The following is a 13,552-nucleotide window of genomic DNA, read 5'->3' as shown; positions in this document are numbered from 1 at the left end:
CCTTCGGTACCGCTTCGTTCTGCGTCGCTGCATCAGCAGCAGAGAAACGAGATTATGAAGAACTTCCGCTACGTCGTCAACAGGTTTTTTGCACCGGCCTGACCTGCCCGACTCGCCGAAAGCCTTGCCACTGCTGGCTCTCCCGCTCCCCGCGCTCCGGTGTCCGAAGCGCGAAAGAACGAGATTCTAGCGACACAGCACATGGCTTGCAAGCGCTATTTGCACACTAGGAAAGGGACGTGAAAACGCAGCCGCGAACGTAAGCGACGCTCACATCACAGGGCCGCCATAACCACAGAAATGAAGTACCCCGATCACGCCGTAGCGTGCGTCTCCATCACCCGTTCCACGACATCCAGGTAATGATCCACGTCAGGGGTCGCGCGGTTCGCCTCTTTGGCGAGATCGTCCCAGCGGCGCACGCGTAGCGCGTCTTCCGCAAAAGGTTTGTTGAGGAATTCATCCGCTTCCTGCCTGCTGAAGATGCCGCCCTGCAATTCAAGACTGCGCACAGAATCAGCCGAGAGGCGTCCAAAGTACGTATCGTCGATTGCGCACAGGCAACGCTTCGCGTCGACGTGCAGACGAATCGGCTCCAACACCGCATCCGGCAATACAGGACGCAGAAACGGCAACGCGAAATACTGATGCAGATCGTCGATACCACGTGCGGTAGGCGTCTCGCCGAAGCGGTTCAGCAAATGCCCAAGATCATGCAGGAAAGCAGCAGCGACCAGTTCATCGCTTGCGCCCTCCTTTTCAGCCAGCGCCCCACTCTGCAGCGCGTGCTCCAGCTGCGTCACCGGTTCGCCGCTATAGGCGACGTTGCCGTACTGCTCAAACAATGTACGAATATCATGAAGACTCAAAGCCACGACATCACTCCCAAGGTAATGAAAACGTCTTGAGGTTGGTAAAGCTCTTCATGGCTTCCTGTACCCCTTCCTTGTAACCCAGGCCCGAATCCTTGATGCCGCCGAACGGCGTCAACTCGATCCGGTATCCCGGTACTTCCCACACATTCACCGTACCGACCCGCAATTCGTTGATGAATCGCGTGATCGCATCCTGACGGTTCGTACACACGCCCGACGACAGACCGAACACCGTGTCATTGCTGATCCGGATCGCGTCGTCGAGCGTGTCGAAGGTAATGATTGGCGAAACCGGCCCGAAGGTCTCTTCGCGAACCAGAGACATAGCCGGGTCCACCCGGTCGATAACAGTCGGCGCATAAAGCGCACCCGAGCGTTGGTTGCCCGTTAGCAAACGCGCGCCTTGGGCCACCGCCGCGTTGACGCGCGCTTCGAAAAGCTGCGCTGCGGCCTCATCGATAACGGTACCCATCTGATTCGCAAGATCGAACGGGTCACCGTAGGACCATGCACGCGTCATTTCCACCACGCGTTCGGTAAATTCCGCGGCCACGCTCTTTTGCACAAGCATGCGCTTGACAGCCGTGCAGCGTTGACCCGAATTTTTGTAGGACCCCTGAACAGCAAGCGTGGCAGCGCGTTCAAGGTCAGCGTCTTCCAGCACGATCAACGGATCGTTGCCACCCAGCTCTAGCACAACGCGTCGGTACGCTGCTTTCGCAGCAATATATTTGCCAATCGCCACGCCGCCCGTAAACGTCACCAGTTCCGCAAGCGGATGCGTAATCAGTTCATCGGCGATTTCGTGCGGGTCACCGGTCAACACCTGCAGCATAGGCTCCGGCAAACCTGCTTCATAAAGAATATCGGCCAGGTAGAAAGCCGATAGCGGCACCTTTTCCGAAGGCTTCAACAAAACACGGTTATTGGTCGCAATGGCCGGTGCAATCTTGTGCGCCACCTGGTTCATCGGGTGATTGAACGGCGTAATCGCGACGATCACGCCCGCCAGCGGTTCACGCTGCGCGAACACCCGACGCTTTTTACCGTGCGGCGTCAGATCGCATGAAAAGCTCTGGGCATCGTCACGCAACGCTTCGATCGCCGCGAACTTGAATACATCGGCCACACGTCCGATCTCGTACCGCGTGTCCTGCTTCGACAGGCCCGATTCGAGCGAGATCAGATCCGAAGCCACCTCGGCGCGCTCACGCAGCAAAACCGCCGCACGCTCGAGAATCTGTGAGCGCTCGTAGCGCGTGAGCTTCGACTGATATGCGCCGGCGTACTGAAACGCCGCGCGCACATCATCGACGCTTGCCAACGGCACCGTGCCGACGCGCAATCCGGTGTACGGATCGAACACGTCGAGTGTGCGTTCGCGCAAACAACGCTCGCCCTCAAGGCGCAGCGCTTCGACGCGAAACGCGGGTTGGTCCGTCAGCACCGCGTTCATGATGCCGCCACGTGGTTCAACGCGAGGTCGAACACGTCGAAGTTTCGCAAGCGCTTGCCGTCCGAAAGACCCTGAAGATGCCGGTTAAAAATCAACGGCACTTCCTGCTCGGAGATGCCACCGTGTGAACGAAGCGGCACCGTGAGGCCCGAAAGATCATGCTCGTCGCGCCGCGTGCCGAGCACCACATCGCGCTTGCTGACCACGACAATGTCGCCGACGCGGTCATTCGGCAACTCGAAGCGCTCACACGCCGCGCGGTTGTCCAGCACGACCTCCACGCCATCCAGACCGCCAATCCGTTCGATCACCTGCCTCACGTTCACATCATGCGGCAGATAGATGGTTGCAAACGAGCCCAGCGCGCCGTGGTGGACCACATAGGGATCCGTGATGGGCAGAATCACCCGAGCCTTGTGTGCGCCGAGCCATTCGTCCATCACGTCCTGCAGATAGATCACATTAGGCTCGCCAGTCTGCGGATTGTGCTTCGCGTTCATGCCGTGATCGGCCGTCAAACCGATCACCCAGCCAAGCGCATCAAGCTGTGCAAGATAGCGATCCATCATCGCGTAGAAATCGTTCGCGCCCTGGGTACCCGGCGCCCACTTGTGCTGGATGTAGTCGGTGGTGGACAGATACATCAGATCGAGCTTGCGCGTTTCCGCAAGACGCACGCCCGCGGCGAAGACGAATTCGGACAACCCCGCGCTGTACACATCGGGCACTGGCAAACCGACCAGATCGAGCACATCCGCGATGCCGTTGTCTGCCAGCGTCACCGTATCCGCCTTCTCTGCGGAGAAACAGATGCCCTTCAGTTGCCAGCCAAGCAGACGACGCAACTTGTCCTTGGCCGTCACTACAGCAACCGCAGCACCCGCTTGCGCCGCCGCTGCCAGCAACGTTCCGGCGCGCAGGTAAGCGGGATCGTTCATCATCACCTCCGCGCCCTCGCCGCCGTTGGCCTGCGGGTCCCAGAAGTAGTTGCCGCAAATGCCGTGCACCGAAGGCGGCACGCCGCAGACAATCGACAGGTTATTCGGGTTGGTGAACGAAGGAATCACGCAATCGCCCTTGAGCGCGGTGCCCTCTTTCATCATCTTGCCAATAAAGGGAGCGACGCCTGCGGCAACCGCCGCCTCGAGGTAGTCGTACTCGCAACCGTCGACGCACACCACGACCACCGGTTGCGACGACGACAGCCGGTAAGCACGGCCATTCACCGCGATGCTGCGCTCGCTCTGCTCGGACTGAATAGACATCGTTTCCTTCCTTGCGCGTCGATTACGCGCGTTCTGCGTCGATTGGAACTGACGACGGCACCAGCACACTGCGTTGTCCAGCCGACTCACAGGCTTCGTGCGCGCGCTGCAACCCACCGTTGACATGCGCATGCATCAGCGCAGCAGCGCGATCGGCATCGCGCGATGCCAGCGCCTTCAGGATGGCGCGGTGCTCGGCCAGCGAGCGCTCCATCGCGTCGGCATGCACCACCAGCGCGGCGCGCCGGAACAGACTCAACTCACCCACGAGACGCCGGTACGTCTCATACAGCTTGCCATTACCCGCCGCCACCACGATGCCGTCGTGAAACGCCACATTGGCCCGTGCGTAGGCGTCGTGATCCTGCGCGTCGAGCGCGCTGCGCATGGCGTCGATCTGCGTGCGCAAACCCGCCAGTTGCGCCGCGTCGATGCTCGACGCCAGCATCCGGCACGCCGCCTCTTCAAGCACGGCCCGCACGGCATAAATCTCGTCAGCTTCCGCGAGCGACACCACCCGCACGAACACGCCACGATTCTTTTCGGTCGTGACGAGTCCGGCCTGCTCCAGCGCGCGGAACGCTTCGCGCACCGGCCCTCGCGAAACCTGTAGCCGCGCGGCCCAGTCGGCCTCGTTGAGCTTCGCGCCGGGCGCCAACACGCCATCAACGATGTTGCGCTCGATCTCGTCGCGCACCAACGCGGTGAGCGAATGCCGGCGTACAACGTCAATCGGATCGGCGGATGCTGTTTCCATATTTTCGGTCATTTTGACATTTTTTGCCACATCAACATGCGTTGAACGCCGACTTGACGTTCAACACCGGAAGTCAGGGCAATCCGCGGGTCAGTCGGCCCGGCGGCGCGGAACCCGTGCGGCAATCAACAGCAGCGCCGCGAGCGAGACAAGCAGCAGAATCAGCGAGAGGGCCGAGGCCGGCAGGTAATAGCCGCGCTCGACCTGACCGACCACGACGATCGGCACCGTCGCAAATCCCGGCGGATACACGGTCAGCGTGGCGCCGAGTTCGCCGAGCGAAAGCGCGAAACCGAGCGCGAGACTCGCGCGGATGGCCGGCACCAGTTGCGGCAGGACGACCCGGCGCAGCACCATCGACGGCGGCGCGCCGAGGCTGGCAGCTGCCTCGCGCAGGATGGTCAGTTCCGGGCGCAACGCCGCGGCGGCACATCGGTAGCAGAACGGCAGGACTAGCGCGAGCTGCACCAGCACCACAATCGCGGCCGAGCTCGACAGATCGAGCGGACGCTTGTGATATGCAATCAGCACCGCCAGCCCGAGCACCACGCTCGGCACCCCGTTGGGCATCATCGCGATCGTATCGACGAACGCACCGAGTCCGCGACGATCGCGTCCTTCGAGCGCCAGCGCCAGCCAGAGCCCGAGGATGGTGCCAAGCACCGCCACGCCAAAGCCGATCTCGAGACTCGTACTGAGCGCATCGAAATCGCTCGAACCGAGGCGCTCGAACCAGCGCATGCTGAAACCGTCGGGCAAGATCGTGCCGGACCAGTGAGCGGCCACGCTCGATAGCGCCACCACCACCACCGGCAATACGAACAGCCAGAAGCACAGCAACGCGGCGAACGCCATGAAGGCACCACCTGCGACGCGCGTGGCGAGGCTACGCTGCACAGGACGCGCACGCTTGTGCATGACCGGCAAGACAGTGGGATCCAGTTCGACGGCCATTACCGTGCTCCTCTAACCTTGCGGCGGTTGACCTGGCGGTACAACGCATACAGCGACAGAGACATCATCAGCATCACGACAGCGCCGGCGGCCGCGGTCGGCAGATCCAGGTCGACGGTCGCGGAACTGTAGATGGCAACCGGCAGCGTGATCAGATGCGCACTGCCTAGCACCAGCAAAATACCGAACTCGTTCAGCGTCAGCAGAAAGCACAGGATCGTGCCGGCTGCGATGCCCGGCCATGCAAGCGGCAGGATCACCCTGAACGCCACCATCAAGCCATTCGCGCCGAGACTGCGGGCGGCTTCGATCAGGCGCATGTCGAGGGTCGCGAACGAGGCGAGCGTCGGGCGCACCACGAATGGCGCGTAGAACACCACTTCCGCGAGAATCACGCCGCCCACGCCGAACAGGAAATCGAGCGGCGGCGCCTGCAGATGAAAGAGCCGCTGCAAGCCGATGCTGACCGAACCTTGCGAGCCGTATAAAAAGATCAACGTGAAGGCGACAAGGAACGACGGAAAGGCAACGAACAGTTCAAGAAAACGCGTGACGAGCCGCGCGCCGGGAAACGGCTTGAAGAACAGCATCGACGCGAGCGCCACACCGAGCAGCGACGCCAGACCCGCGCTTGCGAACAGGATCCACAGCGTCGTGCCGACCACGCCGCGCGTGTCAGGATTGCTGAAAAACGCCGCGTACGCCTGAAAACCGAAGCCGCCATGCGGCCCGGTCAGACTCAATAAAAGCAGTCGCACCAGCGGATAGATCACCAGCGGTCCGAGCACCACCACGGTGAGGAACACCAGTTGCCACTGCGCCGCACGTTCTCGACGACGTACCGCAGCCGCGTGCGAAGCGAAGGTGGCCGCGCGCCGCGCGTCGCCGAGCGCGTCGGGACTACCAGGGGTTGATAAGGACGACATCGTCTGCCTCATAGCGCAAGGAGATACGCGCGCCCTTCTCGGGCAGCATGCCGTGGCCGCGTTGCATCGTGACGAGCACGGGCTCGCTGGGCATCGCGTCGAGCACGACGGACACCGACAGCACCGCGCCATACCACTCGACCGAGCTGATCATGCCGTGCAGGTGCCCTTCGCCGAGCGGCACGATCCGCAGCGCTTCGGGACGCAGGCAGGCCACCCGCTCACGTTCGTTGTAGCGCGAATCGCCGAGCGGAAACGCGACGTGCGGCGGCAGCAGATTGGCTGCGCCGAGATAACGCGCCACAAAGCCGTCGTTCGGTTGATCATAAAGTTGCTGCGGTGTGCCGAGCTGCGCAATGTGACCTTCGCGCATCAGCAGCGTACGGTCGGATAACACCAGCGCGTCGTCCTGATCGTGCGTCACGCAAACAATGGTGAGATTCGGCAGACGCTCATGCAGCGCCTTCAGTTCGGAACGCACCGAGGCGCGCAGATTGGCATCGAGTGCGGAAAGCGGTTCGTCGAGCAACAGCACATCCGGCTCGATCACGAGCGCACGCGCGAGCGCCACGCGCTGCTGCATGCCGCCCGACAATTGTGCCGGCATGACATGGCCCGAATCGCCAAGCTGCACGAGCTTCAACGCATCCGCCACACGGCGGGCGATCTCCTTGGACGATTCACGCCGCGCGCGCAAACCGAACGCCACATTCTCGAACACCGACAGATGAGGAAACAGCGCATAGCTCTGGAACAACAGGCCGAGATTGCGCTTGTGAGGCGGTACATGCGTGAGATCGTGACCGGCCACCGTCAAGGTGCCGGCGAGACCATCCGCTTCGATGAATCCGGCGATGAAACGCAACAACGTCGTCTTGCCGCACCCGCTGCGGCCGAGCACAGTCAGCAATTCGCCGCGCTCGATGTTAAGCGACAGGTCATCGAGCACCGTGCGCGTACCGAAACGCACGGTCAGATGCTCGATCTGCACGCCGCCCGGCGTGCCCGGTTGCGCCGCAGCGAGCGCCTCCGGTGAGGCGCCGAGCGCGCCAGGGGCAAGAGTTGCGGTATTCACCGGATTCATCCTCCAACTAGGGTCTTGCGGGTGAAGGCCTCGCGGCGCGCGTGCGGCGGGTCAACTCAACAGCATGGGCCGACCGTCACGCGTCCTGCGAGGCGTACTACAAGCGATTTACTGCGCCGGCTTGACGACTTCAACCTGCTTGCCGGAATCGCCGATCACGTCGTTCTTCCAACGTGCGGTCCAGTCAGCCTTCTTCGCCATGACCTGGGTCCAGTCCACCGGAATCAGCTTCACGCCGGCAATCGCCTGCTTCACCGCTTCGCCGTTCTTGCCGGCCAGCGGCACGTCAGTGCGGCCCGGAATGCCGAAGATATCCGGCACCTTGGCCTGCACGTCCTTCGACATCAGGTAGTCGATCAGCTTCTTGCCTTCAGCCTGGTTCGGGCCGTTCTTGATCAGACCGATCGCGTACGGCAACTGGAAAGTCGTCGGCTTGCCGCCAGGCGCTGCTGCCAGGAAGATCGGCTTGAGCGATAGACCGCCATTGGCCTGGTCGTCCAGATCCATCTGCAGGTCGCCGTTGGCGAGCGAGATTTCGTTGCGCGAGAGCAGCACGTCGAGGTAGCCGGTGCCCTTGGTGTGGAACTTGGCGCTCGCTTCGAGCTTCTTCAGATAGTCGAACGCCTTGTCTTCACCCATCAACGAAGTCGTGAGGATGATCACGGCCATGCCGTCGCCGGCGGTCGCCGGGTTCGAGTAAGCGATCTTGCCCGTGTAATCCGGGTGCAGCAGATCGGCGAACGTCTTCGGTTCGGTCTTCACGACATCCGGATTGATCGCGAACGAGAAGTAGTTGTTCACGAAGGTCGCCCACGTACCATTCGGCGCCTTGGCGATGGCCGGCACGTTCTTGTAGTTGGCGCTCTGGTATGCCTGCAGCAGACCAGCCTGATCCGCCTGCTGGATGAACGGCGGCAACGTGACGAGCACGTCGGCCTTCGGCGCATCCTTTTCGATGGTCGCGCGATTCACCACTTCACCGCTACCCGCCGTGACGATATTGACCTTGACGCCTTCCTGCTTTTCAAAGCCCGGCAGCACGTCCTTGTAGAGGTTCTCGAGGCCATCGGCCGTGTACAGCACGACTGCGTCGGCGGCATGGGCCGGCAGCGCAGCGCCGCCGAATGCAGCAGCCGCAACCAGTGCCGGCAAGGTTTTGCGGACAATGCTGGCCGTCGCGCGAAGGTGATTCGTCTTTTTCATGTCGCTCTCTCCGAAAGGCAAAAAACCAGACGGTCGGGATAACCCGATACCTGTTGTGATTTGACGGCGGTAGCGCCGCGCCGATTGAATTCGCCCGCAGCGGCTGTCAGGTTCGTGCGATTGCAGATTGCTGACAACCTTGCTGCTTCTTTCCAGCCAGACTTACAGCCAACCTGACACTTTGGCGCTGCCTGCCTTGCCTGAACGGGCACGGCAAGGATTGCAGGTTTGCGTGACAGCGCCGTGACCATTCTGGCTATTTCCAACAAACGACACAATTCGCCAATAATATGCAAACGGAGATTGTTCAAAGCAGTGCGTCCAGAAGCCCTGCCCGATCCATTCGACGATATCGCCGCAGTATGTCAGCGGCACGGCAAGCACCTGATTACCGACGCGACGCATTCGCCCCTCGCATTGCCGCAAACCGGCGGGCGCACGGGGCTCCAGTGAGGCGCCCTGGCGCGCGTTTTTGAGTTTGAACGTCAGACGAAAGCGCAGCGCCCGGGTAAGTGGCACGCTGATACCGTGCGTCGCGATCAGACAAACGACGTCACGCAATCAGCAGTTCCGGCCCGCGCGTGGCGATAGCCTTGGCAAGCGTACGGTCCGGTGCGAGTTCGGTCACCAGATAACGGGTGCTTTCGAACCCGTTGATCCGCACCGGCGTGACACGCCCGAACTTCGAATTATCCGCCACCACCACCGCCAGGTTGGCGGCAGCGATCATCCGGCTGCGCACTTCGGCGGCCATGCGCGTGTAGTCGGTCAGCCAGGCATCTGCGGAGATGCCGCCTGCTCCGACAAAGGCGAAGTCCGCGTGATACTGCGTCAGCTGATAAACCGTGTCGAGGCCGAAAGTGGCGTCCTCGTTCTCCGAGAGCTCGCCGCCCAGCAGGGTGACCCGGTTCTCGTTGCGACGGCCAAGCAGCAGCGCGATACGCCAGTCGTTCGTATAGACGGTGAGCCGGTGGCGCCCCGTCAGCGCCCGCGCGACGGCCTGGGTGGTACTGCCCGAATCGATGATGAGCGATGCACCGTCCGGCACCAGATCGGCCGCGCGCTCGCCGATCGCCCGCTTCGCGCCGGCATTGGCCGCTTCGCGTACATCGAGATCGGGTTCGCGCCGGTCGCCCGACAGCGCGCCGCCGTGGGTGGTCACCACCAGGCCGCGGGCGGCCAGCGTATTCAGATCGCGGCGGATCGTTTCGCGCGACACATTCAGTTCGCGCACCAGCTCAGCCACCGACAGCGCGCCATTCTTGGTCACTTGCGCGAGGATGTACTGATGACGTTGTTCTGCGAGCATCGATAGACGGCCGGCGAGCGGCACATATAGGTTCAGGAGGCCGCGGTATTGTAGTACGCGATCGCCCTGGGCGCTCCCCTATTCCCGCGCTTCCCTGCTAACCTGACGGTCCAGGTAGCGCGTCGCCCGACGCGCGCCGTGTCTTACGATCTACTCATGCCGCCATTGCTTCGCCGGTCACTGCTGCTTTTCCATGCGCTGCGCTTCGGCGCACGCCTGATCTGGCTCGCAGCGCCGCGTGAGCACAAGCTTCACTGGATGATCACGCTCGTGAAGCGTGTGCATGCAACCGAGGGTGGCCGCGATAGCCTGCACAGTTTGCTGCCCACGCTCGGGCCGCTCGCCAGCACGTTCATGCAGTCCCTGGCCGAACGCCCGGAACTCGCCACCGGCACCCTGCACGATGCCTTCGACGCGATCGGCCGCATGGAAGCTCCGCTGCCGCCGCATGAGGTCGAGCCGGCGCTGGCCGGCGCGCTCGGACGACCGCTCACCGGGCTCTTCACACGCGTCGATCTGCTGCCGGCACGCAGCGGCTTCGCCGAACAGACCCACCTCGCCCGCCTCGCCGAACCGGTGAACGGCCACCGCGATATCGCGATCAAGTTCGTGCGCGCAGCGCAGGTCGAACAGATCGGCGACGAGTTGGCGCTGCTGCGCTGGGTGGCGCGCTGGCTGGAAAAGTTTTCCCGCGACGCGCGTCGCCTGCAGGTCCGCGCGCTCGCCCAGTCGTTCACCGAAGATGTGCTGCGGCGCTTCGACCTGCGCGCCGAAGCCGCCAATCTGAGCCAGACCGGTCATCATTTCGACGGTGACAAACGGCTTGTGGTGCCGGACGTGATCTGGGACCTGTGCACCGCGCAGACCCTGGCGGTGCAGCATCTCGACACGGTGGCCGCGACCAATCTGCCCGGGTTGCTCCAGCATCGCATCAAGCTCGCGCCGCTTGCCACCCACATCGTTGAAGTCGTCACCGAGCAGGCTTTCGAGCACGGCTTCTTTCATGCGACTTTCGATGCCGAGCATGTGCGCGTCAGCGTCGAACCCGAGACGCTCGGGCGGATCGTGCTGGCGCAGTTTGCGGTGATGTCGAGCCTGTCCTCGCACGAACGGGAATTCTTCGTGCATGGCGCCACCGCCATGTTCGAGCAGGACTACGGCCGCCTTGCCGACCTGCATCGCGAGGCCGGCCACGTCGAGTCGACGACGCGCACGGAAGTGCTGGAAGCCGAGCTGCGGCGGCGCAGCGAGGCGCATTTCGCCGCGGAACCCGAAGACCGCACGGCGGGGGCGCTGTTTCATCATCTGCTGCGTTCGGTGCTGCCCTTCGAAGGCGGCACCGTCTCACCCCGGCTGGCCACCGCCCAGCGCTCGTTCCAACAGGCCGAAGCGCTGGCACGCGCGCTGCATCCCGGCGTCGATACGTGGAATGTCGCGCGCACGGTGCTGGCCGGCATCGCGCAGCGCGACATCGACCATCGCGGCTGGATCAAGCGCATCGCGCAGGAAGTGCCGCATCTCGCTCACATGCTGCCGCGCCTGCCACAGCTCGCGGTGCGCTATCTGCAACGTCAGCACGATGCGGCGGGCTCCCGGCAGCATACGCAATTGCTGCGCGAGATCGGCATCGAGTACCGGCGTACGAGGTTTTTGCTGTGGGCATGCGCCGTGTGCGGAGGCCTGCTGGGAGCGGGAGCGGTATTGCTGACGCGGTAGAGCCATGCGACGGTGAGGCGGCAAAGCGCGAGTGAAACCCTCGTTGCGCCCAGAGTGCAGCCTCGAACAAGACACGCCTGACGCACCGCGCAATACTGCGAGCCTTTTACGCCGCTGCTCACGCCGTCCATGCTCGCTACCCTCATCGCTGCTGTCTTTGTCGTGCTCTGGTCGACCGGCTTCGTGGTCGCCCGCGCAATCACGCCGTTCGCCGATCCCAACCTGTTCCTGCTCGCTCGCTTTGGCGGCACTGCCCTGCTGTTCGCGCTGGCCGCGGTTCTCGCGCGCGCCGCCTGGCCGACGGGACGCGACCTCGGCAAACATCTGTTGGCCGGCGCATTGCTGCAGGGAGTCTATCTCGGCGCCGGATACTGGGCCGTCGCGCAAGGTCTGAGCGCCGGCGTGATGGCCTTGCTCGGCGCACTGCAGCCGCTACTGACTGCGGCCGTGGCGGTCCCGCTTTTCGGTGAGCGTCTGTCGCGGCGCGGCTGGGCCGGCATGGGGCTCGGACTCGCCGGCGTCGTGCTCGTGCTGCAGCCCAAACTCAGCGCGGCTGCGCCGCATGCATCTCGCATAGCGCACGGCAACGCACCGAGCTGGCTCGTGGTCGCCGTGTCGATTCTGGCGATTGGGGCAATCACGGCAGGTACGCTGTTTCAGAAGACTTCGCTCGCGCGGGCCGACATTCGCAGCGCCAGCGCCGTACAGAACTTCGGCGCCGCCGCCGTAGCGGCAGTGCTCGCGCTGGCGCTGGGCGAGCATCGCTGGGTCGCCTCAACCACTCTTTGGGGGTCGCTTGCCTGGGGCATCGTGATGCTTTCCGGCATCAGCGTGACGCTGCTCGTGTGGATGGTCCGGCGCGGCGACGCCGCGCGGGCCACCGCGCTGATGTTTCTGGCGCCGCCTCTTGCGGCGATCGAAGGATATATCGGCTTCGGCGAAACACTGCTGACGGTGCAGATCGCCGGGTTCGTGGTCGCGCTGCTGGGGGTGTTGCTGGCCCGTTCGTAGCGCAGCTTGCGGAGCGGAGTGTGGCCCGTCTTTCTGGCCGCACACCTCAGTCAGCCGTGTCCCCCGCGGCCGGCACTTTCGCACGAGCTTTACTGCCCGGCGCCGGCGACCATGCGGGGCGCGCTTTGCGCTCCGAATCGACGACGACAATGTAACGGCCCGCCCACGGCGTCACCTGACGGTCTGAATGCAGCACCCAGAGCGGCTTGCCCGACTCGACCAGCGCCTCGTATTCCGCATCGAGAATACCGTAGTGGTCGAGAAACACATTGAGCGACGCGGGAATCCGCACACAACCTTTCGAATGACGGACACCCAGCAACGGTTCAAGCCTGTCTGGATCGGTCGCATGCATCTGGAATCGCATCTGCGACATGCCGCCCTTGCCCCAGCCGCGTTCGCCCTGCGCCCAGCCGAGATCGAAGATCCGCATGTCGCGTTTGCCGTAGCCGCGAATGCCGTTCTCGTTCATCGTGCCTTCAGCGCGAAAATCCATATTGTCGGGGGTGTGCTCGAACACGCCCAGCGGCGTAATGAAGTGATCGAACTCGCCCGGCCGGCCGGTCGCGACCGGTGACGCACCGATCATCAGCCATTTGTCGGATGGCGTCGCACGGAAATAGATGAAGAGCGCCTGAACGTTGGCGTTCCGATCGACCAGCACGACATACTCGCCCGACAGATTGCCAAGCTGATTCTGTTCAAGCGCCGTCTGAAGACGTTGGCCGTATTCCTGTTGCGCCGCTGCGGGCACGTTCAAGCGACGCGTGACATCGCGCGCGAACATTGCACGCAGCAGCATCGCCCGATGGGGATCCACCACGCCTGCCGCGTCCGGTGCCGCGACTGCGGAGGCTGTGATATCCGCCGGCGCAGCAGGCTCGCTCTTTTGCTCGCCGACCGCGAAAGAGAAACTGTAAGTTAAAACAAATAATGCGCTGACTAATGCGGCAGCCCGCAATATGGCATTTGTCGCGACAACCAGTTTGCTACCTG

13 protein-coding genes are annotated in these 13,552 nt (G+C 63.1%); 2 read left to right on the top strand and 11 right to left on the bottom strand.

Translation table 11 applies throughout. The annotated features are described in order from the left end of the window. Positions 1–314: 314 nt before the first annotated feature. From P3T17_RS36815 to P3T17_RS36770, 10 genes are all read right to left on the bottom strand, one after another. Positions 315–875 carry a phosphonate degradation HD-domain oxygenase gene (locus P3T17_RS36815; protein ID WP_074268207.1) on the bottom strand — a complete coding sequence of 187 codons (561 nt, stop codon included), beginning with the start codon at positions 873–875 and terminating at the stop codon, positions 315–317. A gap of 4 nt (positions 876–879) precedes the next feature. After that, positions 880–2,331, bottom strand: a complete 1,452-nt coding sequence (gene phnY / locus P3T17_RS36810) for a phosphonoacetaldehyde dehydrogenase (protein ID WP_429411868.1) — start codon at positions 2,329–2,331, stop codon at positions 880–882. After that, positions 2,328–3,596, bottom strand: a complete 1,269-nt coding sequence (phnA, locus tag P3T17_RS36805; RefSeq protein ID WP_429411866.1) for a phosphonoacetate hydrolase — start codon at positions 3,594–3,596, stop codon at positions 2,328–2,330. Before phnA ends, phnY begins: the two co-directional genes overlap by 4 nt. A 22-nt stretch (positions 3,597–3,618) precedes the next feature. Then, positions 3,619–4,365 carry a phosphonate utilization associated transcriptional regulator gene (locus P3T17_RS36800; RefSeq protein ID WP_429411864.1) on the bottom strand — a complete coding sequence of 249 codons (747 nt, stop codon included), beginning with the start codon at positions 4,363–4,365 and terminating at the stop codon, positions 3,619–3,621. Positions 4,366–4,443: 78 nt separating this feature from the next. Then, the gene (gene phnV, locus P3T17_RS36795; RefSeq protein WP_429288671.1) at positions 4,444–5,307 is read right to left on the bottom strand and encodes a 2-aminoethylphosphonate ABC transport system, membrane component PhnV; all 864 of its coding nucleotides are present in this window, start codon (positions 5,305–5,307) and stop codon (positions 4,444–4,446) included. After that, positions 5,307–6,233: a 2-aminoethylphosphonate ABC transporter permease subunit gene (locus P3T17_RS36790; protein WP_429411862.1), complete on the bottom strand. Its 927-nt coding sequence runs from the start codon at positions 6,231–6,233 to the stop codon at positions 5,307–5,309. The genes phnV and P3T17_RS36790 overlap by 1 nt, the downstream gene beginning before the upstream one ends. Continuing rightward, complete coding sequence (phnT, locus tag P3T17_RS36785) at positions 6,208–7,308, bottom strand: 2-aminoethylphosphonate ABC transport system ATP-binding subunit PhnT (RefSeq protein ID WP_429411859.1); 1,101 nt, start codon at positions 7,306–7,308, stop codon at positions 6,208–6,210. The genes P3T17_RS36790 and phnT overlap by 26 nt, the downstream gene beginning before the upstream one ends. Positions 7,309–7,425: 117 nt before the next feature. After that, positions 7,426–8,520, bottom strand: coding sequence for a 2-aminoethylphosphonate ABC transporter substrate-binding protein (gene phnS / locus P3T17_RS36780; protein WP_074268202.1), 1,095 nt, complete (start codon positions 8,518–8,520; stop codon positions 7,426–7,428). A 162-nt stretch (positions 8,521–8,682) separates the two neighbouring features. Then, complete coding sequence (locus tag P3T17_RS36775; RefSeq protein WP_429411857.1) at positions 8,683–9,081, bottom strand: hypothetical protein; 399 nt, start codon at positions 9,079–9,081, stop codon at positions 8,683–8,685. Continuing rightward, a complete protein-coding gene (locus P3T17_RS36770) occupies positions 9,074–9,829 on the bottom strand; it encodes a DeoR/GlpR family DNA-binding transcription regulator (protein WP_074269403.1) in 756 nt (251 codons plus the stop codon). Before P3T17_RS36770 ends, P3T17_RS36775 begins: the two co-directional genes overlap by 8 nt. Before the next feature lie 156 nt (positions 9,830–9,985). Here P3T17_RS36770 and P3T17_RS36765 point away from each other — a divergent pair, with 156 nt between their 5' ends. Further along, positions 9,986–11,545 carry an ABC1 kinase family protein gene (locus P3T17_RS36765; protein WP_429411854.1) on the top strand — a complete coding sequence of 520 codons (1,560 nt, stop codon included), beginning with the start codon at positions 9,986–9,988 and terminating at the stop codon, positions 11,543–11,545. A 129-nt stretch (positions 11,546–11,674) separates the two neighbouring features. After that, positions 11,675–12,556 (top strand): DMT family transporter, encoded by an 882-nt coding sequence (locus P3T17_RS36760; protein WP_429411852.1) that lies wholly within the window; start codon positions 11,675–11,677, stop codon positions 12,554–12,556. Positions 12,557–12,602: 46 nt separating this feature from the next. Here the strand turns inward: P3T17_RS36760 and P3T17_RS36755 are convergent, their stop codons facing one another. Beyond that, a complete protein-coding gene (locus P3T17_RS36755; protein ID WP_429411876.1) occupies positions 12,603–13,541 on the bottom strand; it encodes a L,D-transpeptidase in 939 nt (312 codons plus the stop codon). Positions 13,542–13,552: the final 11 nt, after the last annotated feature.

This window comes from Paraburkholderia sp. GAS82, from assembly GCF_050436285.1.
Taxonomy (GTDB): domain Bacteria; phylum Pseudomonadota; class Gammaproteobacteria; order Burkholderiales; family Burkholderiaceae; genus Paraburkholderia; species Paraburkholderia phenazinium_B.
Note: the sequence above shows the minus strand (reverse complement) of the source record. Positions and strands in the feature narration are given on the sequence as shown.

What these genes read in the sequence shown, in the direction of transcription:
- phnS (WP_074268202.1), bottom strand. Translation starts at nt 8,520, where the DNA reads ATGAAAAAGACGAATCACCTTCGCGCGACGGCCAGCATTGTCCGCAAA.
- phnA (WP_429411866.1), bottom strand. Translation starts at nt 3,596, where the DNA reads ATGTCTATTCAGTCCGAGCAGAGCGAGCGCAGCATCGCGGTGAATGGC.
- P3T17_RS36770 (WP_074269403.1), bottom strand. Translation starts at nt 9,829, where the DNA reads ATGCTCGCAGAACAACGTCATCAGTACATCCTCGCGCAAGTGACCAAG.
- P3T17_RS36790 (WP_429411862.1), bottom strand. Translation starts at nt 6,233, where the DNA reads ATGTCGTCCTTATCAACCCCTGGTAGTCCCGACGCGCTCGGCGACGCG.
- P3T17_RS36760 (WP_429411852.1), top strand. Translation starts at nt 11,675, where the DNA reads ATGCTCGCTACCCTCATCGCTGCTGTCTTTGTCGTGCTCTGGTCGACC.
- P3T17_RS36765 (WP_429411854.1), top strand. Translation starts at nt 9,986, where the DNA reads ATGCCGCCATTGCTTCGCCGGTCACTGCTGCTTTTCCATGCGCTGCGC.
- phnY (WP_429411868.1), bottom strand. Translation starts at nt 2,331, where the DNA reads ATGAACGCGGTGCTGACGGACCAACCCGCGTTTCGCGTCGAAGCGCTG.
- P3T17_RS36800 (WP_429411864.1), bottom strand. Translation starts at nt 4,365, where the DNA reads ATGACCGAAAATATGGAAACAGCATCCGCCGATCCGATTGACGTTGTA.
- phnV (WP_429288671.1), bottom strand. Translation starts at nt 5,307, where the DNA reads ATGGCCGTCGAACTGGATCCCACTGTCTTGCCGGTCATGCACAAGCGT.